This is a genomic window from Xanthomonas sp. NCPPB 901, assembly GCF_056725085.1.
On record NZ_CM161511.1, the window covers coordinates 157,501 to 178,637 of the forward strand.

Annotated in this window: 13 protein-coding genes and 2 rRNA genes (1 of these 15 running past the window's edge); 5 read left to right on the plus strand and 10 right to left on the minus strand. The window is 69.7% G+C overall.

Annotated features, from left to right (window positions below; translation table 11 throughout):
- A 23S ribosomal RNA gene (locus tag AC1PME_RS00650) occupies positions 1 to 1,090 on the plus strand; it begins 1,790 nt to the left of the window's first position.
- A gap of 155 nt (positions 1,091 to 1,245) precedes the next feature.
- Positions 1,246 to 1,360 (plus strand): 5S ribosomal RNA (gene rrf, locus AC1PME_RS00655).
- Positions 1,361 to 1,807: 447 nt separating this feature from the next.
- Here the strand turns inward: rrf and AC1PME_RS00660 are convergent.
- From AC1PME_RS00660 to AC1PME_RS00695, 8 genes are all read right to left on the minus strand, one after another.
- Complete coding sequence (locus AC1PME_RS00660; protein WP_481096992.1) at positions 1,808 to 2,986, minus strand: alginate lyase family protein; 1,179 nt, start codon at positions 2,984 to 2,986, stop codon at positions 1,808 to 1,810.
- Between the two features lie 179 nt (positions 2,987 to 3,165).
- The gene (locus AC1PME_RS00665) at positions 3,166 to 4,041 is read right to left on the minus strand and encodes a methylglyoxal synthase (RefSeq protein WP_307547650.1); all 876 of its coding nucleotides are present in this window, start codon (positions 4,039 to 4,041) and stop codon (positions 3,166 to 3,168) included.
- Positions 4,042 to 4,148: 107 nt separating this feature from the next.
- Positions 4,149 to 5,204, minus strand: a complete 1,056-nt coding sequence (locus AC1PME_RS00670) for a glycoside hydrolase family 5 protein (RefSeq protein WP_481096993.1) — start codon at positions 5,202 to 5,204, stop codon at positions 4,149 to 4,151.
- Between the two features lie 189 nt (positions 5,205 to 5,393).
- Positions 5,394 to 6,446: a glycoside hydrolase family 5 protein gene (locus AC1PME_RS00675; protein WP_254459818.1), complete on the minus strand. Its 1,053-nt coding sequence runs from the start codon at positions 6,444 to 6,446 to the stop codon at positions 5,394 to 5,396.
- 274 nt (positions 6,447 to 6,720) lie between these two features.
- Positions 6,721 to 7,776, minus strand: coding sequence for a glycoside hydrolase family 5 protein (locus AC1PME_RS00680; RefSeq protein ID WP_481096994.1), 1,056 nt, complete (start codon positions 7,774 to 7,776; stop codon positions 6,721 to 6,723).
- A 326-nt stretch (positions 7,777 to 8,102) separates the two neighbouring features.
- Complete coding sequence (locus AC1PME_RS00685; RefSeq protein ID WP_481096995.1) at positions 8,103 to 9,593, minus strand: FAD-dependent oxidoreductase; 1,491 nt, start codon at positions 9,591 to 9,593, stop codon at positions 8,103 to 8,105.
- Positions 9,594 to 9,717: 124 nt separating this feature from the next.
- A complete protein-coding gene (gene gltB, locus AC1PME_RS00690; RefSeq protein WP_254459821.1) occupies positions 9,718 to 14,175 on the minus strand; it encodes a glutamate synthase large subunit in 4,458 nt (1,485 codons plus the stop codon).
- A gap of 192 nt (positions 14,176 to 14,367) precedes the next feature.
- Positions 14,368 to 14,763 carry an I78 family peptidase inhibitor gene (locus AC1PME_RS00695; RefSeq protein WP_254459822.1) on the minus strand — a complete coding sequence of 132 codons (396 nt, stop codon included), beginning with the start codon at positions 14,761 to 14,763 and terminating at the stop codon, positions 14,368 to 14,370.
- Between the two features lie 462 nt (positions 14,764 to 15,225).
- Here AC1PME_RS00695 and AC1PME_RS00700 point away from each other — a divergent pair, with 462 nt between their 5' ends.
- Positions 15,226 to 16,518 carry a DNA topoisomerase IB gene (locus AC1PME_RS00700; RefSeq protein WP_481098041.1) on the plus strand — a complete coding sequence of 431 codons (1,293 nt, stop codon included), beginning with the start codon at positions 15,226 to 15,228 and terminating at the stop codon, positions 16,516 to 16,518.
- Positions 16,519 to 16,566: 48 nt separating this feature from the next.
- Here AC1PME_RS00700 and AC1PME_RS00705 read toward each other — a convergent pair whose 3' ends face one another.
- Complete coding sequence (locus AC1PME_RS00705) at positions 16,567 to 16,923, minus strand: hypothetical protein (protein ID WP_481096996.1); 357 nt, start codon at positions 16,921 to 16,923, stop codon at positions 16,567 to 16,569.
- Between the two features lie 139 nt (positions 16,924 to 17,062).
- On the opposite strand from AC1PME_RS00705, the gene AC1PME_RS00710 reads away from it, so the two are divergent.
- Together AC1PME_RS00710 and AC1PME_RS00715 are read left to right on the plus strand one after the other, a co-directional pair.
- The gene (locus tag AC1PME_RS00710) at positions 17,063 to 17,296 is read left to right on the plus strand and encodes a hypothetical protein (RefSeq protein WP_481096997.1); all 234 of its coding nucleotides are present in this window, start codon (positions 17,063 to 17,065) and stop codon (positions 17,294 to 17,296) included.
- Positions 17,297 to 17,380: 84 nt separating this feature from the next.
- Positions 17,381 to 18,412 (plus strand): SDR family oxidoreductase, encoded by a 1,032-nt coding sequence (locus AC1PME_RS00715; RefSeq protein WP_481096998.1) that lies wholly within the window; start codon positions 17,381 to 17,383, stop codon positions 18,410 to 18,412.
- A gap of 73 nt (positions 18,413 to 18,485) precedes the next feature.
- Here AC1PME_RS00715 and ligD read toward each other — a convergent pair whose 3' ends face one another.
- The gene (ligD, locus tag AC1PME_RS00720; RefSeq protein WP_481096999.1) at positions 18,486 to 21,134 is read right to left on the minus strand and encodes a DNA ligase D; all 2,649 of its coding nucleotides are present in this window, start codon (positions 21,132 to 21,134) and stop codon (positions 18,486 to 18,488) included.
- Between the last annotated feature and the right edge of the window lie 3 nt (positions 21,135 to 21,137).

Here is a 21,137-nt window from a genome sequence, read left to right on the forward strand (position 1 = left end):
ACGTATAGGGTGTGACGCCTGCCCGGTGCTGGAAGGTTAATTGATGGGGTCAGCCGCAAGGCGAAGCTCTTGATCGAAGCCCCAGTAAACGGCGGCCGTAACTATAACGGTCCTAAGGTAGCGAAATTCCTTGTCGGGTAAGTTCCGACCTGCACGAATGGCGTAACGACAGCGGCGCTGTCTCCACCCGAGACTCAGTGAAATTGAAATCGCTGTGAAGATGCAGCGTTCCCGTGGCAAGACGGAAAGACCCCGTGAACCTTTACTATAGCTTTACACTGAACGTTGAGTTCGTCTGTGTAGGATAGGTGGGAGGCTATGAAACCATGGCGCTAGCTGTGGTGGAGCCATCCTTGAAATACCACCCTGTCGTGCTTGACGTTCTAACCTAGGTCCGTTATCCGGATCGGGGACCGTGTATGGTGGGTAGTTTGACTGGGGCGGTCTCCTCCTAAAGAGTAACGGAGGAGCACGAAGGTACGCTCAGCGCGGTCGGACATCGCGCACTGTGTGCAAAGGCATAAGCGTGCTTGACTGCAAGATCGACGGATCAAGCAGGTACGAAAGTAGGTCTTAGTGATCCGGTGGTTCTGTATGGAAGGGCCATCGCTCAACGGATAAAAGGTACTCCGGGGATAACAGGCTGATACCGCCCAAGAGTTCATATCGACGGCGGTGTTTGGCACCTCGATGTCGGCTCATCACATCCTGGGGCTGTAGTCGGTCCCAAGGGTATGGCTGTTCGCCATTTAAAGTGGTACGCGAGCTGGGTTCAGAACGTCGTGAGACAGTTCGGTCCCTATCTGCCATGGGCGTTGGAGATTTGAGAGGGGCTGCTCCTAGTACGAGAGGACCGGAGTGGACGAACCTCTGGTGTTCCGGTTGTCACGCCAGTGGCATTGCCGGGTAGCTATGTTCGGAAGCGATAACCGCTGAAAGCATCTAAGCGGGAAGCGCGCCTCAAGATGAGATCTCCCGGGACACAAGTCCCCTTAAGGAACCATGTAGACTACGTGGTTGATAGGTCAGGTGTGTAAGTGCAGCAATGCATTGAGCTAACTGATACTAATGATCCGTGCGGCTTGACCATATAACCTCAAGATGCTTCCTCATAAGCATCCCTTAGCGCGACACACGTCGATCGCTCTCACTCGCTCGCTACATCACACCCTATGAGAGGCTGGCGCCCATGCCGTCCTCGGTCCATCGACCGAGTACCGCACGCGGCGACACTCCAACCGTCTCCCTGGTGAAATTAGCGCTGTGGAACCACCCGATCCCATCCCGAACTCGGAAGTGAAACGCAGCTGCGCCGATGGTAGTGTGGCTCAAGCCATGCGAGAGTAGGTCATCGCCAGGGGCTTTACCCCAAATCCCCGTCCCTCAAGGACGGGGATTTTTTATTGCGCCTGGGAAAAGCGCACTGCCGCGCGTGGCCGCATCGTCAGGCTGAAATGGACCCATTGGCAGCGGCGCCTGCCCTCACCGGTAAAGCCCATCGCGGCTGACGCCGCTCCCACAGCTCAATCAGGGGCCCGCCCCAGGGGGGCGGAAGCAGGTGCATCGAGGTGTCCTGAAGGCGTCATTGGTGGTGCGGACAGGACATGCGCCGCTCCGCCGCGCGGCGTGCTTGCATGGTCAGATCAGGAAACGGACCGAGGCATCGCGCCCCAGACCGATCTGCGATGCCCCGACACCACTGCATTGAAGATGCGCAATGGCGCGTGCCGCTGTAGTCGCGTTGCAGTCCCTCCGCGAGGCCGCCGCTGGATGAAGACGTTCCGATGCTTGCGGAGGTACGACGGCGCTAGCGCCGCGAATCCGGCAATGTGCTGATCGACAGCCGCAAGGACGCCGTGCCGTGATCGAGTTGCTGGGCCAGGCGGGCGCAGGCCGGATCGTAGGCCGCGGCAAGCATCAGCAGTGGCAGTGCGCCCTCGGCCGCGTACGGCGTGCCGATGACGTGGCCGGCTTCGCCGTTGTCCGAGCGCGCCTTGTCGAAGGGGACCTGGCTGCCGACGAACTCGGCGTGGCTGCGCTCGCCGCGCAGATACGGCAGCAGCCAGTCGACGCTGCGCGCCAGCGATGCGCCATTCGGCGCGCGCCAGTGATAGAGATCCTCGCCGCGCTCGGAGAACAGCAGCGCCAGCGTCACCAGCGGGCGCAGGTCGTAGACGTGATAGGACAGCGCATCGCGTTCGACGAAATCGATGCTGCGGCCGTCGGGCAGCAGGTTGTCGGCGATCTGCTGGCGAAAGCCGCTGCGGGCGTAGTCCAACAATCGGGTGTCGTCGAGCGCGGCGCCGATCATGCCGAGGGTCTTCAGGCGGTGGCTGTGCCAATTGTTGGTGGCGGTCTTGCGCTTGAGATCGCGCGAGCCGATCTCGGCGTCGGCGATGCGTCGCATCCACGCATCGATGCCACGGCGCTGTGCGTCGGGTAGCGCTGGACGAACGATGCGGTAAGCGAAGATCGCCGGTTCCAGCCCGGTCTCGTCGATCGGGTTGCCGTTGGGCACATTGCGCGCGGCCCATTGCGCGAGCTGGTCGCCGGCGGCCAGCGCGTCGGCGCGCGTGCCATCGAGGGCGTAGCGCAGCGCCAGCGCCTGGATGCGCGGCATGTCGCCCAGGCTGGCCTCGGTCGCCGCCTTCACCGGATCGCCGCGCAGGCGTCCGCCGGTGCTCAGGTTGTCGAGCGGGTGCGCACCCTGTGCACGTGCCGCATCGGCCAGCCGGGCCTGCGCCGCTTCGATCTCGCGCCAGGCCGGATCGGTGGCGGCCGCGGCGTGCAGCCGTTGCCACTGCTCGGTGGTCGGCCACAGCCGCTGCACCGCGGCGGCGGGCGCGCTGTGCGCCAGCGCGAATCCGGCAAGCATCACGCCGAGAACGGCGTGCGATGGACGAGGCATGGCGATCTCCGGAGCCAGGGTCGGCGAGCAATGTCGCAGCGACTGTAGGCACCTTGCGGTGAACGGCGGATGGCCCAAACCGCTGCGTTGTCGCCGGGATGCGTGCGCGTCACGGGCCACAGCGGTGGACGTCAGCGGCAGTGTCGCGCTCGGCCGCAGGCTGGCCTTGTACGCGCTCTGCCCCCGGGCGCAACCGGTGGTCGCGGCGTGTCCTGTCGACGGTCCGCGCGCGAGGCGATCGCGTCGGTCCGGAGGCCTCAGGCCGACTCAGGCCGGCGTGCGGCGGCCTGCGCCCAGCGCGCGGCGATCACCGGCGAGGTGATGCACACGGCGCTGTCGGTGACTGTGGTCACCGCGCGTTCCAGCAACTGGATGTCGGCCTCGTGCTGGCGCGCCACGTGCGGATCCTCGAAGAAGATCGCGCGGTGGCAGCGCCGTTCCAGCACGCGATCGGCGATCTGCGCGTCGCCGCCCATCGGACCGCTCTGGTAGCGGTGCACCCACTCCTGGCCTTGCGGCCAGCCACGGCTCCAGGCCAGTTCGTTGAGCCGCTGACCGGTGGTGCCGGTGGCCACGCGCTCGGCGAAGCGCGACAGTAGTTCGAAGTGCTCGCTCGCAAAGGCCAGCATCTGCGGCTTCATCGCGTCGTGCGCGATCAGCGCCAGGGTCTGCCGCTGCAGCGCGTACAGATCGTCGGCGCCACGGTCCGGTGGCAGCGCGGCATGGATGCGCTCCATCTCCACCCAGTCGCGGGCACTGGCCACGGTGGAAATGAACGGCTTGCCGTGGATCACGCACTGGCGCTTGAGCGCGATCGCCTCGGGAAAGATCGAGGACGGGTCGACCGGATCGATCAGGTAGATGGCGCCGTCGAGGGTCCGCTCGGCGCCCTCCAGGCCGACCACTTCGGCCACCAGCTTCATCAGGCCACCCTCGCGGCCGAACGGATAGCGCTTGAGGCCGGCATAGCCGGCCAGCAACCCGGCGCGGACGATCGCCTCGTGGGTGCGGCCGATCGCGTGCAGGCCGAGCTGCAGTTCGCGGATGCCGGCTTCGCTGGCGCGCAGCCAGCGGAACAGCGCGGCATCCTTGCCCTGGTGGTGCAGTCGGTTGGCGGCCAGGCCCAGGCGCATGCGTCGATCCGTGCGGAAGAGGTGCGACAGTCTGCGCCCGATCGCGGTACCGACTCAATCGCCGCGCGATCGCCACACCGCCGCGGCGGACCCTGGCCTTGCTGCGGTCACTGCGTGACTTGCTGCGCGCGTACCGCCAGCACGTCCATCTGCGGCTTATCGGCGCCGTTCTTGTCCGGCTGCAGGTTGAACGCATAGTCGCTGCGCCACCACGCGCCGCCGGCCCAGGCGGTCCAGCCCAGCCACACGTCGCCGTTGTCGTGGACGTAGCCGAGCATGGTGTCGAGCGCGGCCAGGCAGGTGGGGTCGCTGCTGCCGCCGAACTCGCCGAGGAAGCCGCGATAGCCGTTGGCGCGCAGCCACTGGGTGAACGCCTGCAGGCGTTCGGCACCGATGCCGGTGCCGACACAGGTGGGGCTGGTGCCGGAGGAGTCGGGATCCAGGTACTGATGTACCTCGAACGCCAGGTTGCCGGCTGGGTCGCGCACCGCGAGCAAGGCCTGCGCGTTGGACACGCCGTACCAGGTGCTGTTCCAGCTGTGCGCACCGCTGAAGGCGGTGCCGGGGACCAGGATCAGGTTGTCGGCGCCGGTGCCGCGGATCGCATCGATGGCCTGTTGGGCGATGGCGGCCCAGTCACCGGAGGCAAGCCCGTTTGGTTCGTTCATCAGCCCGAACACCACGGTCGGGTCGTTGCCGAAGACCAGCGCCAGGCGTCGCCACAGATCGGCCAGCGCCGCCGCCGGCACCGCGTCGCCGCCAATGCGCACGCCGTCGTACTTGGCGTAGTTGTGCACGTCCAGGATCAGCTGCAGGTCGTAGTGCTTGGCGCGCTCGACCGCGGTACGCAACGCGTCGAGTTGCGCGGTGTCCAGCGGGCCGTTGGCCAGCGGCTGCAGCCGCTCCCACAGGAACGGCAGGCGCACGATGTTCATGCCCTGCGCGGCGGTATACGCATAGTCGGCGTCGGTGGGATACACATAGTCCTTGAACAGCACGCCCGGCTTCTTTGCCGAATTGAACTCCGCGCCGGCCAGGTTGATGCCGGCATAGCGCAGCGTCTGCTGGGCCTGGGCCAGCGGCATGCAGGCCGCCAGCGTCAGGCACAGCGCGGCGCGGCGCCAGCGCTGCGAGAAATGGGAAGTACGGGTCTTGCGTGGCATGGCGGATCCTTCGTGGGGAAAGAGCGGCCGGCGCCGCGATGCGGCGTGCGCGGCCATGCGCAACGCTGCAACCGCCATGCCAGAGCGCGTGCAGTCATCGCGAACAGGCAGTGCCGTGCGTCGCAGTTCGACACTGCGACGGCACGGTGCCACTGCGATGCGATGTGGCGCGCGCCTACGCCACTGCACTCAGCGCGTGATGCGCTGCGCCCAGGGGGCGAGGATCGCCATCTGCGGCCGGTCGCGGCCGTCGGCGTCGGGCTGCACGTTGAACGGATAGTCCTCGCGCCACCAGGCGCCACCGGCCCAATAGCTCCAGCCCAGCCACAGCGTCGGATGCTGCGCGATGTCGGCGAGCATGCCGTCCAGTGCGCGCCGGCAGACCGGATTGTCGGCGCCGGCGAATTCGCCGAGGAAGCCGAGGTGGCCGGTCTCCTGCAACCATCCGGTGAACGCACGCAGGCGTTCGGCGCCGATGTCGTCGCTGACGCAGACCGGGCTGGTGCCGCTGGAATCGGCATCGAGGTATTGGTGCACTTCGATCGCCACGCGCTGCAGCGGATCGTGCAGCGACGCCAACGCGCTGGCGTTGGAGGTGCCGTCCACCGGCGTGTACCAGCTATGCGCGCCGGTCCACAGCGCGCCCGGCACCAGGATCAGGTTGCTGGCGCCGGTGTCGCGGATCGCATCTACGGTGGCCTGTGCGGCGGCGGCCCACGCGGCCGGGGTGATCCCGTGCGGCTCGTTCATCAGCCCGAACACCACCGCATTGTCGCTGCCGTAGGCATGCGCCAGGCGCTGCCAGAGGTCGACGAAGGCGGCGACCGGCAGGTCGCTGCTGCCGATCAGGCGGCCGTCGTACCGCGCGTAGTTGTGGATGTCCACGATCAAATACATGCCCTGCGCCTTGGCCTGGCGCACGGCGTCGTCGATCAGCGCCAGTTGCGCCGCGTCGAGCGGGCCGCGCGGCTGCGGTTGCAGGCGTTCCCAGCGCACCGGCAGGCGCAGCAGGTTCATGCCCTTGCCGGCGAAATACGTGTAGTCGCTGCTGCGCGGATAGGTGTAGTCGACGCCGACGGTGCCGGGGATCTTCGACGGCGTGATCTCGGCGCCGGACAGGTTGACGCCGGCAAAGCGCAGCGCCTCCTGCGCCTGCAACGACGGCAGCGGAACGGACAGGCAGAGCAGCAGGACGGCACGCCAGGCGTGCCACGACCGCCGACGCAAGCTGCGCACGATCATGGGGGGCCTCCTTCGGCATCAGGGGGGGACCCGGTCGATCGAGGACGGCCGGCCGGGCTGATGACAACGGTGTGCGTACACCGTAGTGCATTGCCGATGGCGAGGCGATGCATCGCAGCCGCGCAAGCATGGATCTGTGCCGCGATTGGCAGCGCGAACCGGTACTGGATCTAGCGCTGCGCGCACGATGCCGGGCGTGCGCGTGGCCGACGCTGCACGCCGAGGTGCGGGGATGCGCAGGGCGTTGCCGGCACGCGGCGCCGGCAACGGCGGCTCACTTCTTGCCGGTGATCTCGCGGGCGTACTTGGACAGGATCGCCATCTGCGGCTTCTCGCTGCCATCCTTGCCGGGCTGCACGTTGAACGGATAGTCGGGCTTCCACCACGCGCCGGCGGCCCACCAGGTCCAGCCGAGGAGGACGTCGTCGTTCTTCTGCATGTAGCTGAGCATGTTCTCCAGCGCCTGGTTGCACAGCGGCGTGTCGGGGGTGGCGAACTCGCCGATGAAGCCGACCTTCTTGTTCTCGCGCAGCCAGTTGACGAAGCCGGCCAGCCGGTCGGGCCCGGCGCTGGCACCGACGCATTCGCGCTTGGTGCCGCTGCTGTCGTCGTCCAGGTACTGATGCGCCTCGAACGCGATGCGGTTGCGCGGATCCTTGAGCGGTTGCAGCGCCACCGCGTTGGACGCGCCGTTGATGGTTTTGAGCCAGCTATGCGCGCCGCTCCACAGCGTGCCGGGGACCAGGATCAGGTTGTCGGCGCCGGCCTTGCGAATGGCGTCGATCGCCGCCTGTGCGGCGCTGGCCCATTGGGTGGAGGACACCGCATTGGGTTCGTTCATCAGCCCGAAGATGACGTGGTCGTCGCCCTTGAATGCGTCGGCCAGGCGCCGCCAGAAATCGGCGAACACCGCGTCCGGGGCGCCCTCGCTGCCGACCAGCGCGCCGTTGTACTTGGCGTAGTTGTGCGGATCCAGGATCAGGTACAGGTGGTTGGCCTTGGCCTGCTCCACCGCCTTCTTCAACAGTGCCAGTTGCGCCGGATCGAACTCGCCCTTGGCGGTGGGCTGCAGGCGTTCCCACAGGAACGGCAGGCGGATGGTGTTCATGCCCTTGCTGGCGAAGTAGGCGTAGTCGCTGGCGGTCGGGTAGGTGTAGTCCTTGTACAGCACGCCGGGTTTCTTGGCGGAGTTGAACTCGGCGCCGGCCAGGTTGACGCCGGCGTACTTGAGCACGCTGCGGCCTTCGGCGGCGGCGTTGCAGGCGACGGCGAGCAGCAGCGCCAGCGGCAGGGAACGCCAACGCGGGGAACACGACGAGGAAAGCGACATGGGGGGAGCTTCCTTGGGGGAGGGGAGGCGCCATCCCGGTCGGGGCAGCACGGGAGGGCAGGCACAAGCGTGCAAGGATCGCCCTTGCGACCGCCAGCATGAACGTACCGATGTTAGCTCGCCATTCACCTGGCTCGGCCGCTGCGCGCGGCCTGTGTCCGCCTCCACGCGAGGCCTGTGGTGCAACCGACGGCATCGGCGTGACGGCAGTCCCGGGCCGCGCGATGCGGGAAGCGCCGCGCGGTATCGCCCAGGCGGTCGCTGTGGACGTCGCTGGCCAGGTAGAGACGTGCTCGCGCGCGGCCGACGGCGCCGCGCGCGGGCGCTCAGGCGGCGGCCTGGGTGGTCACCGGCAGGCGGTTGCCGATCCAGGCGGCGATGCTGGCCGCGGCATCGCGGCCTTCGGCCACCGCGGTCACCACCAGATCGGCGCCGCGCACCGCGTCGCCGCCGGCGAACAGCTTCGGGTTGGTGGTCTGGTACGGCAGGCGGCCGCTGCCATCGGGTTCGCTGCCGCCGGCGAGGATGCGGCCGTTGGCGCTGCCTTCCACGCCTTGCGCGGCCAGCCACTCGGGCACGCTCGGCGAGAAGCCGAAGGCGATGATGACCACGTCCGCGTCCAGCAGCGATTCGCTGCCTTCCACCGGCACCGCGGCCTGGCGCCCGCGCGCGTCCGGCTCGCCGAGGCGGGTCTGCACCACGCGCACGCCGGCCAGGTTGCCGGCGGCATCGGCTTCCACCGCCAGCGGCTGGCGATTGAACAGGAAACGCACGCCTTCCTCGCGCGCGTTGGCCACCTCGCGCGCCGAGCCGGGCATGTTGGCCTCGTCGCGGCGGTAGGCGCAGGTGACCTTGGCCGCGCCCAGGCGGATCGCGCTGCGCACGCAGTCCATGCCGGTGTCGCCGCCGCCCAGCACCACCACGCGCTTGCCGCTGAGGTCGGGCAGCGCGATCTTGTCTTCCCAGCCGGCGATCGGCCGGCCCCAGGGATCGTTGCCGCCGACGATGCGGCTGTTCTGCACCAGGAACGGCAGCGCCGGCAGCACGCCGGGCAGGTCCTGCCCGGGCAGGCCGCCGTCGGTGTAGCGGTAGGCACCGGTGCCCAGGAACACCGCGTCGTACTCGCCGAGCAGCTGTTCCAGGCTCACGTCGCGGCCGATCTCCACGCCCAGGCGGAACTGCACGCCCATGCCTTCGAGCACTTCGCGGCGCTTGCCGATCACGCTCTTGTCCAGCTTGAAGCTGGGGATGCCGAACTGCAGCAGGCCGCCGATCTGCTCGTAGCGGTCGTACACCACCGCCTGGATGCCGGCGCGCGCCAGGCGGTCGGCGCAGCTGAGCCCGGCCGGGCCGGCGCCGATCACCGCCACGCGCTTGCCGGTGGGCTCGACCTGGCTCAGGTCCGGGCGCCAGCCGTTGTGCAGGGCGGTGTCGACGATGTACTTCTCGACCGCGCCGATGGTGACCGCGCCGAATTCCTCCAGCGTGCAGCTGCCTTCGCACAGGCGGTCCTGCGGGCACACCCGGCCGCACACTTCCGGCAGCGGGTTGGTGCTGTGGCACAGCGCCGCGGCCTCTTCGATGCGGTTCTCCTGCACCAGCTGCAGCCACTGCGGGATGGCGTTGTGCACCGGGCACTTCCAGCTGCAGTACGGGTTGCCGCAATCCAGGCAGCGCCCGGCCTGGTACTGCGCGTCGGCCTTGTCGAACTTGCCGTACAGCTCGTTCCAGTCGCCGGAGGTGCGCAGTTCCACCGGAATGCGTTGCGGCATCTGCCGGGGCAGGTCGAGGAACTGGAAGGCGTGCTTGCGGCTCATGGTGTGGGGAACCGGGAATGGGGAATGGGGAATGGCAAAAGCGAATCTGCGTGCGCGGTAGGAAACGGGGAGAACCGGGCCTTTACCATTCCCGATGCTCCATTCCCGATTCCCGGCGCCGCCATCAAGCGGCGCGCCGCAGCGACTCGGTCAACGACTCGATGCTCGCCGCCTTCGGCTTGACCAGCCAGAACTTGCCGACATAGTCGCGGAACTCGTCGAGGATCTGCTGCGCCCAGATGCTGCCGGTCAGTTCGCGGTGGCGGCTGATCAGCTTGTGCAGGTGCTGGCGGTGGCTCTCGAAGCCCTCGGCGGAGATGCGGTGGATGTCGATCAGTTCGTGGTTGTAGCGGTCGACGAAATCGCGGTCCACGTCGAGCACGTAGGCCAGGCCGCCGGTGAAACCGGCGCCGAAGTTCAGCCCGACCTTGCCCAGCACCAGCACGATGCCGTCGGTCATGTACTCGCAGCAGTGGTCGCCGGCGCCTTCGATCACCGCCAGCGCGCCGGAGTTGCGCACCGCGAAGCGCTCGCCGGCACGGCCGGCGGCGAACAGCTCGCCGCCGGTGGCGCCGTACAGGCAGGTGTTGCCGATGATCGCGGTGCTGCGCGCCTCGAAGCGCGCGCCGCGCGGCGGGCGCACCACCAGGCGGCCGCCGGCCATGCCCTTGCCCACGTAGTCGTTGGCTTCGCCTTCCAGTTCCAGGTGCAGGCCGCCGGCGTTGAACGCGCCGAAGCTCTGCCCGGCCGAGCCGCGGAAGCGCAGGGTCAGCGGCGCATCGTCCATGCCGTGGTTGCCGTGGACGCGGGCGATGGCGCCGGACAGGCGCGCGCCGATCGAACGGTCGGTGTTGTGGATCAGGAAGCGATGGTCGCCGCCGCGCTTGTGCGCGATGGCGTCGGCGAGCAGGCCGTCCATCTGCGTGGCCAGGCTGTCGGGGGATTCGTACAGGCGCTGCGCGGCGCAGTGGCCGCCGTCGTGGCGCACGTCCTTGAGCAGCCGCGACAGGTCCACGCGCACGCCTTCGCGCGGCGACACGTCCAGCTGCTGCAGCAGTTCGGTGCGGCCGACGATCTCGTCCAGCGAGCGCACGCCCAGGTACGACAGCCACTGCCGCACTTCCTCGGCCAGCAGGCGGAAGAAGTTCTCCACGCGCTCGGGCAGGCCGACGAAGTGGTTGGCGCGCAGGCGCTCGTCCTGGGTGGCCACGCCGGTGGCGCAGTTGTTGAGGTGGCAGATGCGCAGGTACTTGCAGCCGAGCACGATCATCGGCCCGGTGCCGAAGCCGAAGCTGTCCGCGCCCAGGATCGCCGCCTTGACCACGTCCAGTCCGGTCTTCAGGCCGCCGTCGGTCTGCAGGATGGTGCGCGCGCGCAGGTCGTTGGCGACCAGCGCCTGGTGCGACTCGGCTACGCCCAGTTCCCACGGCACGCCGGCGTAGCGGATCGAGCTGACCGGGCTGGCGCCGGTGCCGCCGTCGTGGCCGGACACGGTGATCAGGTCGGCGCCGGCCTTGACCACGCCGGCGGCGATGGTGCCCACGCCGGCATGGCTGACCAGCTTCACCGACACCAGTGCGCCCGGATTGACCTGCTTGAGGTCGTAGATCAGCTGCGCCAGGTCTTCGATCGAATAGATGTCGTGGTGCGGCGGCGGCGAGATCAGGCCGATGCCCGGCTTGGCGTAGCGCAGCCGCGCGATCAGTTCGTTGACCTTGTGCCCCGGCAGCTGGCCGCCTTCGCCGGGCTTGGCGCCCTGCGCGACCTTGATCTGCAGCACCTCGGCGTTGACCAGGTACTCGGGGGTGACGCCGAAGCGGCCGGAGGCCACCTGCTTGATCTTGGAGCGCTTCTCGGTGCCGTAGCGCGCCGGGTCTTCGCCGCCTTCGCCGGAATTGCTGCGCCCGCCGAGGCGGTTCATCGCGATCGCCAGCGCCTCGTGCGCCTCCGGCGACAGCGCGCCGAGGCTGATCGCGGCGGTGTCGAAGCGGCGCAGCAGGTCCTCGGCCGGGGCGACCTCGTCCAGCGGCGTCGGCGTGGCGGCGCGCTTGAGCTGCAGCAGGTCGCGCAGGGCGGAGGGCGGACGCCCGTGCACCGCGGCCGCGTAGGCGTCCCAGTCGGCTTGCAGGCCGCTGCGCGTGGCGCGCTGCAGGGTCAGCACCACGTCCGGGTTGTACATGTGGTACTCGCCGCCGTGCACGTACTTGAGCAGGCCGCCCACTTCCGGCTTGAGCAGGTCGTTCCAGGCGCGCGCGGTCAGCTGCCGCGCCTCGGTGTCCAGCCGCGCCAGGCCGACGCCGCCGATGCGCGCGGCGGTGTCGGGGAAGCACAGCGCGACCACGTCCGGATCCAGCCCGACGATCTCGAACAACTGCGCGCCGCGGTAGCTGGCGATGGTGCAGATGCCCATCTTGGAGATGATCTTGGACAGGCCCTTGTAGATGCCCTTGCGGTACTTGCGGCCGATCTGGGTCTGCTCGCCGCCGCTCTTGAGCATGAGGATGCCGCGCCGGCCCAGGTCGAACAGGGTCTGGTAGGCCAGGTACGGATACACCGCGGTGGCGCCGAAGCCGAGCAGGCAGGCCATGTGGTGCGGATCACGGGCGGTGCCGGTCTCGATGATCAGATTGACGTCGCAGCGCAGGCCGACCCGCGAGAGGTGGTGGTGCACCGCGCCGGTGGCCAGCAGCGCATGCGCCATCGGCCGCTCCGGCACCGGGTAGCGGTCGGTCAGCAGCAGCATGACCTTGCCGTCGCGCGCGGCCTGTTCGGCCTCGGCGCAGATGCGCTTCAGGCCGGCCTCCAGGCCTTCCTCGACGCTGTAGGACAGGTCGATCTGCGCGTTGCGGGTCTGGTACTGCGGCATCTTCAGCAACTGCCGCAGCTTGCGCTGGCTGAGCACCGGCGAGTTGAGGATGACGTGGTTCACCGTCTCCGGGCCGGCATGGAAGATGTTGGTCTCCTTGCCGAGCTGGGTGGTCAGCGACATCACGCAGTCTTCCCGCAGCGGGTCGATCGGCGGGTTGGTGACCTGCGCGAAGGCCTGGCGGAAGTAGTCGTACAGCGGCCGGGTGTGGCGGCTGAGCACCGCCATCGGGGTGTCGTCGCCCATCGAGCCGGTGGCTTCCTGCTCGGTCTCGGCCAGCGGCCGCAGCACCTGCTCCACTTCCTCGGTGCTGAGCTGGAACAGTTTGTGGTAGCTGCGCAGGGTGCGCTCGTCGAACGGCTCCTCGACCAGCGAGGGGTCGATCAGTTCGGTCTGCAGGTAGGTCACGCCCTGCTGCAGCCACTGCTTGTACGGGGCGCGGCCGCGGTTGATGCGGTCGATGGCGTCGGAGTCGAGCAGGTCGCCGCGCTTGAGGTCGATGGCCATCATCTCGCCGGGGCCGAGCTTGCCCTTGCGGGTGACGCGCTCGGCCGGCAGTTCCCACACGCCGGCTTCGGAAGCGACCAGGAAATGCCGGTCGGAGGTCAGCATCCAGCGCGCCGGGCGCAGGCCGTTGCGGTCGAGCATGCACGCGGCGTAGCGGCCGTCGCAGGCGACGATGCCGGCCGGGCCGTCCCACGGCTCGGTGTTGAGGCCGTAGAACTCGTAGAACGCGGCCAGGTCGGCGTCCTTGAACTCCAGCGATTGCGTGGCCGGCGGCACCAGGATGCGCAGCGCCTGCAGCAGGTCCATGCCGCCGGCGACCAGCAGCTCGAGCATGTTGTCCAGGCTCTGCGAATCGGAGCCGTGCATGGAGATCACCGGATCGAACTCGGCGATGTCGAAGCGCGGGGTCTTCCACACCTTGCTGCGCGCCTGCGCCCAGTGCCGGTTGCCCTCGATGGTGTTGATCTCGCCGTTGTGCGCGAGCAGCCGGAACGGGTGCGCCAGCGGCCAGCGCGGCAGCGTGTTGGTGGAGAAGCGCTGGTGGAACACGATGGCGCTGGAGGCCAGGTCGTTGCGCTGCAGGTCCGGGTAGAACGTGCTGAGCTTGTCCGGCAGCACCATGCCCTTGTAGCTGATGCCGTTGGGCGAGAGCGTGGTGACGTAGAAATCGGCGACGTCGCGCAGGCGCTGCTCGGCGCGGCGGCGCGCCAGGAACAGGGCCAGGGCGAAGGCGTCCTCGCCCTGCTCGGCGCCGGCGTCGACGAACACCTGTTCGATGCGCGGCAGGGTGTCCTTGGCCAGTTGCCCGCAGACGCTGTCGTCGGTGGGGGTGAGGCGCCAGCCGCACGGCTGGGTGCCGACGCGCCGCAGCTCCTCTTCCAGCACCTGGCGGCAGCGCGCGGCGGCATCGGCATCGTCGCGCGGCAGGAACACCTGGCCGGCGGCGAAGCGCGCGCCGACATTCAGGCCGGCCTCGCGCGCCAGCGCGCGCAGGAACGGCTCGGGCTTGCGGATCAGCAGGCCGCAGCCGTCGCCGGTGAGGCCGTCGGCGGCGACGCCGCCGCGATGGGTCATGCGCGACAGAGCGGCAATGGCGGTATCCACCAGCGCCCGCGAAGGTTGGTCGTCGAGTTGCGCGACCATGCCGAAACCACAGGCATCGCGCTCGTCTTGGGGGTCGTAGAGCCCGTGGCGGTTGCGGGGGGCCATGTCTGCCTCTGAAAGCGATCCGAAGGAACGCGGCGACACTCGCCCCCGCTCTATCCTGGAGCGCTTCTTGAGGTCACCGGAATCCCGACTAAAACATAGTTGGTGCGGTGCCGCAACACACCGTTACACCTGCAACTTCGGCGCCGGCGGCGGCGCTGTCGCCGCCGCCGCGCCGGGGGCCCGGGCGGCGGCCTAGCCGCAGCGCACGCCGGTGATCTGGTTCTTCTCGTCGACCTCGATGTTGAGCCGTTCGCCGTTGAACTCCATGGTCACCACCTGGTTCGGCTTGAGCACGCGGGCGGTCTTGGCGCCGGTGTCGCTGCGCGCCTGGTCCAGCAGCGCCGGCTCGAAGGTCTGCCCGACCAGGCCCTGTGCCTGCGAGGCGTCGCAACTGCCCACCGGCGGGGCGTCCGGGGCGTTGGCCGGATCCGGCGCGGCGGCCTGCTGCGCGGCGGCCTGCGCCTTGGCGGTCACCTGTTCCTGCTCGTCCGGCGGCGGCGCGCCGCAGGCGGCCAGGGCCAGCGCCAGGCAGGCCGTGCCGAGCAGGCCGGCACGCGTGGACGCACGGGAGGAAAGGGGTGTACTCATCGGGGCTCCTGATGGATGGAGGGAAGATGGGGGCCAGCATAGAGCGTGTGATGCCGTTGAGACGAGCGCGAAGCGTCCGGTGGCGCGTTGAGACCGTGGCCCGGCGGGCCGCCTGCAACACGGCGCGCCCCGCGGTCTCCCGCGGCACAGGGCGCTTCCCGGCGGGTTGGCCGCCCGCGGCGCGGCGCCGGCGCCGCGCGGTCTGCCTTGCCCCGCGCCTCCCGCCAGTTCCGCACCGCGCACCGCCAACGCATCTCGCCTGCACGGGCATCACCCGCGCTAGAACGTGCGTCGCGCTTTGAGACCGGCCGCGGCCATCGGCGGCGAACGGCGCCGCCGACGCACCGACGGCCGTTGCGGTGTCTGCCGGCGCGACGCACGTTCCACCGTGGCAGCATGGGACACGGCGCATTCGTCACACGTTAAGCGGCGCGGCGTCCCCGGCATCACGCGCCGTAGCCGCTGCGCTGCCGACAATCCGGGCTCGTGGAACCGGCGGCGCGGGCCGCGGTTCCGGCTTCCGGAGGTCCGATGTCCAACGCGTCCCGTTCCACCGCCGCGGCCGATGCGGCGCGTGCCCGGCAGTCCCGCCAGGCCGCCAGCAGCGCGGGCCTGGTCTACGTCAGCGACCAGGAACCGGGCATCGCCCGGCGCCGTGCCGGCAAGGGCTTCGGCTACCGCATGCCCGACGGCAGCGCGGTGCGCGACGCCGCCACCCTGCAGCGCATCCGCCAGCTGGCGATCCCGCCGGCCTACACCGAGGTGTGGATCTGCGCGCGCGACAACGGCCACCTGCAGGCCACCGGCCGCGACGCGCGCCGGCGCAAGCAGTATCGCTACCACCCCGACTGGGCGCAGGTGCGCGGCGACGGCAAGTTCGAGCGCATCGTCGCCTTCGGCCAGGCGCTGCCGCGGCTGCGCCGGCGCCTGCGCCGCGACCTGGCGCTGCCCGGCTACCCGCGCGACAAGGTGCTGGCGATGGTGGTGGCGCTGATGGCCGAGACCCTGGTGCGCGTGGGCAACGCCGAATACGCGCGCAGCAACCGCTCCTACGGCCTGACCACGCTGCGCAACCGCCACCTGGCCTTCGTCAAGGGCGGCCGCGCGCGGCTGCAGTTCCGCGGCAAGGGCGGCCAGGAGCACGACATCGAGGTCGACGACGTGCACCTGGTCAAGCTGATCCGCGGCTGCCAGCAACTGCCCGGGCAGGCGTTGTTCCAGTACCGCGACGACGACGGCCAGTTGCAGCCGGTGGACTCGGGCGAGGTCAACGACTACCTGCGCGAGGCGATGGGCGAGAGCTTCACCGCCAAGGACTTCCGCACCTGGGGCGGCACCCGCGCCGCCCTGCAGCGGCTGGCCGCCCTGCCGTTGCCGGACAGCGGTGGCGAGCGCGCGCTGGCGCAGGCGCAGAACGCGGTGATCCGCGAAGTGGCCGAGGCGCTGGGCAATACCCCGGCGGTGTGCCGCAAGGCCTACATCGACCCGTGCGTGTTCGACGGCTGGCGCTGCGGGCGCCTGCACGGCCTGTGCGAGGGCGTGCGCGGCGAGCGGCAGTGGGATCTGATCACGCTGAAGTATCTGGGGCGGGCACGCACGGCGGCGCGCAAGGCGGCCAAGGCCGCCGGCCGCACCGCGAGCAAGGCGCCGCCGCTGCGCAAGGCCGCACGTGCCCCGCGCAAGGCGGCGAGCGTGCAGGGCAGCAGTCCCCGCGCCAAGCGCAAGGCCGCGCCTGCGGTGCGCAAGCGCGCCTGAGCACCGCGACGCCGCGCGCGGGCGCGGCGGCCCGGCGCGCGGCGCGGATCAGCCGCAATACACGGTGGTGATGTTGTTGGTCGGGCCGATCTCGATGGTCAGGCGGTCGCCGCCGGTTTCGCGCGCGCCGCGGTTGGCGCTGTCCACGCCGCTGGAGGTGGCGCCGTTGTCGGCGACGCTGCTCTCGACCACCTGCACCTTGAGGCTGTCGCTGTCGACGCGCGCGCGTTCGACCGTCATGCGCGAGGCGGCCAGGCCGACCGCGCCGCGCACCTTGTCGATATGGCATTGGCCGGAGATGACGCCGTCGATCGGCTGCACCTGCGCGACCTGGGTGGTGCTGCAGGCGCCGAGCAGCAGCACGGCGGCGAACGGGGCGAGGCGGGCGAGCGGGTGGCGGATCATGGGGCGTCTCCTTCGATCGATGGCGCGAGCCTGTCGCGGCGCGTGTTTGCGCCGCATGAAGAGACCCCGTCGGTGGTTTCACCGATCGTGGCCGCGGGCGGGGCCAGACTCGGGATCCCCCCAGCAACCGGAGCCGATCATGGCCACCTGCGATGTCTGCGGAAACGACTACGACCAGGCCTTCACCCTGACCCAGGGCGGGCGCAGCGGCACCTTCGATTCCTTCGAGTGCGCGATCCACGCCTTCGCCCCGCACTGCAGCCACTGCGATTGCCGCATCGTCGGCCATGGCGTGCAGGTCGGCGAGCGCATGTTCTGCTGCGCGCACTGCGCCCAGTATGCCGGCGTCAGCGGCCTGGCCGACCGCGCCTGAGTCCGCTTCTGCTTTCCACCTTCCTGCTTCCTTCGAGGAGGGCTGCGTCCTCCGCGTCCTCCTCCCGACACCGGAGTACTGCCGATGGCCTCCCGCAAGCGTCCCGCCGCCACCCCGTCCGCCCCGACCAAGCGCAGCGCCACCCCGTCGTCCAGCGCCAAGACCGCGCAGCGGCAGCGCGCGCTGCAGCGCGCGGTCGATGCGGGCGACGCCAAGCCCACGCCCAAGCGCGCCAAGCGCGGCGATGCCGGCCAGGCCGGACCGCGCAAGCAGCCGCAGCGCATGCCCAAGCAGCACCTGGCCAAGCCGGGCAACGAACACGACCTGGCGCTGCCGCCGCGCTTCGAGGCGCCGGAGTACGTGGGCAGCGGCAAGCTGCGCGGCATGAGCGCGATCGTGACCGGCGCCGACTCGGGCATCGGTCGCGCGGTGGCGGTGCTGTTCGCGCGCGAGGGTGCGGATGTGGCGGTGCTGTACCTGGACGAACACGCGGATGCGCAGGTCACCCGCCAGCACGTGGAGCACGAAGGCCGCCGCTGCATCACCATCGCCGGCGACGTGAAGGACCCGGCGTTCTGCGAAGACGCGGTGGCGCAGACCGTGCGCGCCTTCGGCGGACTCGATGTGCTGGTCAACAACGCCGCCTTCCAGCTGCATTGCGATGCGTTGGAGGACCTGCGCGAGGAACATCTGCAGGAGACCCTGCAGACCAACATCGCTGGCTATTTCCATATGGCGCGCGCGGCGCTGCCGCATCTCAAGCGCGGTTCGGCGATCGTCAACAGCGGTTCGGAGACCGGGCTGTTCGGCAGCAAGTCGCTGCTGGATTATTCGGCGACCAAGGGCGCGATCCACGCCTTCACCATGGCCCTGGCCAGCCAGTTGCAGCCGCGCGGCATCCGCGTCAACGCGGTCGCGCCGGGGCCGGTATGGACGCCGCTCAATCCCGCCGACAAGCCCGCCGAGCAGGTCGCCGAGTTCGGCAAGCAGAACCCGATGGGGCGCCCGGCGCAGCCGGAGGAATTGTCGCCGGCGTACGTGTTCCTGGCGTCGCCCATTACCGCCAGCTACATCAATGGCGCGATCCTGCCGGTGATGGGAGGGCCGACGGGATGAGGGGCTGTCGGTAGGGTGTTCTGGCGCCCGGACCCTCACCCCAACCCCTCTCCCGGGGAGAGAGGGGCTTCACTTACTCCGCTTTGGCCCAGCGCGACAGGTTCTGCTTCAGTGCGTCGATGCCGGCCCAGGGATCCTTGCGTCGCCGCTTCAACTTGGCCGGCACGTCGCGCAGCTTGAAGGCATCGGCGCGGTGCAGCTTGGGCAGGTCGTTCCAGGCCAGCGGCATCGCCACCGGTGCGCCGGCGCGCGCGCGTAGCGAGTACGAGGCCACCGCGGTGGCGCCGCGGCCGTTGCGCAGGTAGTCGACGAAGATGCGCTGGTTGCGCAGGCGCTTGCTGGCGGTGGCGAGGAAGCGTTCCGGTTGCGACTGCGCCAGCGCGTCGGCGAAGCCGTGCGCGAAGCGCTTGGTGAGGTCCCAGTCGCAGCCCGGCGCCAGCGGCACCACCACATGCAGGCCCTTGCCGCCGGACACGCGCAGGAACGACTCCAGGTCCAGTTGCGCGAGCAGCTTGCGGATGTCGGTGGCCGCGCGCTTGACCTCGGCGAAGGGCACGTCCGGCCCCGGGTCCAGGTCGAACACCACGCGGTCGGCACGCTCCGGGTGCGCGGCATGCGCGCCCCACGGGTGGAACTCCAGTGCGTTGAACTGCACCAGCTCCAGCAGCCCGGCGGCGTCCTCGACCACCAGATACTCGGCCTGGGTGCCGCTCTCCTCCTTCAAGCGCACCGACGACACCAGCTCCAATCCGGCGGTGTGGTGCTTCTGGAAGAAGCACGGGCGCTCGGCCCCGCCCGGGCAGCGGATGATCGACAGCGGGCGGCCGGCGATTTCCGGCAGCAGGTGGTCCATCACCGCGCTGTAGTAGTCCCAGACCTCGCGCTTGGTCGCGCCGATGTCGGGGAACACGACCCGGCCCGGGCTGGACAGCGCCGGCGGCGTGCGCGCGCTGCCGGCAGCCGCCACGCCGCGCTTGCCACGTTTGGCGCCGGCGGCCTTCGCGTCGACCGCCTTTGCCGTTTTGGTCGCTTTGGTCGCTTTGGTCGCCTTGGCCGTTTTGTCTGTCTTTGCTTTGCTGGCCGGCGGCGTCGCCCTCGCCGCCGCCGCGCGCGGTGCTGGCGCCTCGCCTTCGCTGCCGAGGTCGGCGATGTCCTTGTCCGGGCGCACCGCCTTCAGCGAGGCCTGGCGCAGCAACTGCTGCCCGCCGATGCCGCGGTAGAACACTTCCACCACGAAGCGCGGCGCGAACCAGCGCGCGCTGCGCAGGTCGGTCTCGGTGGTCGGCACGTGCACGCTGGGTGTGGCGCTGCCGGCCTTGCCGATCAGCGCGCTCAGTTCGCGCAGCAGCGCATCGGAGAAGCCGGAGCCGACCCGTCCGGCGTACAGCCAGCCGTGCTCGGGATCGGGCCGCGCCAGCAGCAGCGCACCGAAGCCGCTGCGGCTGCCCTTGGGCGCGGTGTAGCCGACCACCGCGAATTCGTCCGAGCGCAGTTGCTTGGTCTTGCGCCAGTCGTCGCTGCGGCCGCCGTGGTAACCGCGGTCGGCGCGCTTGGAGACGATGCCCTCGAAGTGCTGCGCGCCGGCGAGCTGGAACGCGGCGTCGCCATCGCCGTCGATGTGCGAACTGAAGGCCAGGTGCGTATCGGCGCCCTGCAGCAGCCGCTGCAGCAGCGCCTTGCGCTCGGACAGCGGTGCGGCGGCGATGTCGATGCCGTCCAGGTGCAGCAGGTCGAACAAGGCCAGCGCCAGCGTGCCCTGGCGCTCGCCGGACAGCACCGCCTGCAGCAGGTTGAAGTCCTCTTTTGTCCCCTTGCCGGCGATCAGTTCGCCGTCCAGCGCCGCCGCGCGCAGGCCGAGCGCGGCGATGGCGTCGCGGATCTCGGGAATCTTGTCGGTCCACTCGATCGCGTTGCGCGACCACAGCCGCACCACGCCATCGGCGACGGTAGCCAGGATCCGGTAGCCGTCCCACTTGATCTCGTGGATCCACTGCGCGCCCTGCGGCGGTGCGTCGCCGAGCCGGGCCAGCTGCGGGGCGAACGGCCGGTCCGGTGCCGCGGCCAGCACCGCGCCCGGCAGCGCCTGGGCCAGCCGGGCCCAGTTCGGTCGGCGGCCCTTGCGCGCCGGTGCGGCGACGACCGTGGCCTTGCGCTTGTTCGGTTTGCCGGCGCCGGCGCGCTTGACGTCCTGCGCAGGCGCCGCGGTGACGCCGGCCAGCAGGTCGTCCGCCTCCAGGTCGCCGGCGAAGGCATCGTCGTCCTTGAACAGCAGCCACTGCGGTTGCCGCGCCGGCTTGCCCGAGCGCACCAGGTGCCAGCCGCCCTTGAGCTTGTCGCCGAACAGTTCGAAGCGCAGATGGCCCTTGGCCAGTTGCGCTTCCGGGTCGTCCGCGCTGCTCCATACGCCGCGATCGAACTGGGCGACATGGCCGCCGCCGTACTCGCCCTGCGGGATCTCGCCCTCGAACGTGGCGTAGTCCAGCGGATGGTCTTCCACCTCCACCGCCATGCGCTTGACCTTGGGGTCGTAGCTCGGCCCCTTCGGCACCGCCCAGCTCTTCAGCGCATCGCCGACTTGCAGGCGGAAGTCGTAATGGCGGCGGCTGGCATGGTGCAGCTGCACGACGAAGATCGGCCGCTGCCCCGCCGGCGCCGGCTTGCCGGGCTCCGGCTCGCGGGTCTTGTCGAAGCGGCGCTTGCGGCGGTAGTCGGCCAGGCTCATGCC

What these genes read in the sequence shown, in the direction of transcription:
- gltB (WP_254459821.1), bottom strand. Translation starts at nt 14,175, where the DNA reads ATGGCCCCCCGCAACCGCCACGGGCTCTACGACCCCCAAGACGAGCGC.
- AC1PME_RS00670 (WP_481096993.1), bottom strand. Translation starts at nt 5,204, where the DNA reads ATGCCACGCAAGACCCGTACTTCCCATTTCTCGCAGCGCTGGCGCCGC.
- AC1PME_RS00695 (WP_254459822.1), bottom strand. Translation starts at nt 14,763, where the DNA reads ATGAGTACACCCCTTTCCTCCCGTGCGTCCACGCGTGCCGGCCTGCTC.
- AC1PME_RS00675 (WP_254459818.1), bottom strand. Translation starts at nt 6,446, where the DNA reads ATGATCGTGCGCAGCTTGCGTCGGCGGTCGTGGCACGCCTGGCGTGCC.
- AC1PME_RS00685 (WP_481096995.1), bottom strand. Translation starts at nt 9,593, where the DNA reads ATGAGCCGCAAGCACGCCTTCCAGTTCCTCGACCTGCCCCGGCAGATG.
- AC1PME_RS00715 (WP_481096998.1), top strand. Translation starts at nt 17,381, where the DNA reads ATGGCCTCCCGCAAGCGTCCCGCCGCCACCCCGTCCGCCCCGACCAAG.
- AC1PME_RS00705 (WP_481096996.1), bottom strand. Translation starts at nt 16,923, where the DNA reads ATGATCCGCCACCCGCTCGCCCGCCTCGCCCCGTTCGCCGCCGTGCTG.
- ligD (WP_481096999.1), bottom strand. Translation starts at nt 21,134, where the DNA reads ATGAGCCTGGCCGACTACCGCCGCAAGCGCCGCTTCGACAAGACCCGC.
- AC1PME_RS00680 (WP_481096994.1), bottom strand. Translation starts at nt 7,776, where the DNA reads ATGTCGCTTTCCTCGTCGTGTTCCCCGCGTTGGCGTTCCCTGCCGCTG.
- AC1PME_RS00710 (WP_481096997.1), top strand. Translation starts at nt 17,063, where the DNA reads ATGGCCACCTGCGATGTCTGCGGAAACGACTACGACCAGGCCTTCACC.
- AC1PME_RS00665 (WP_307547650.1), bottom strand. Translation starts at nt 4,041, where the DNA reads ATGCGCCTGGGCCTGGCCGCCAACCGACTGCACCACCAGGGCAAGGAT.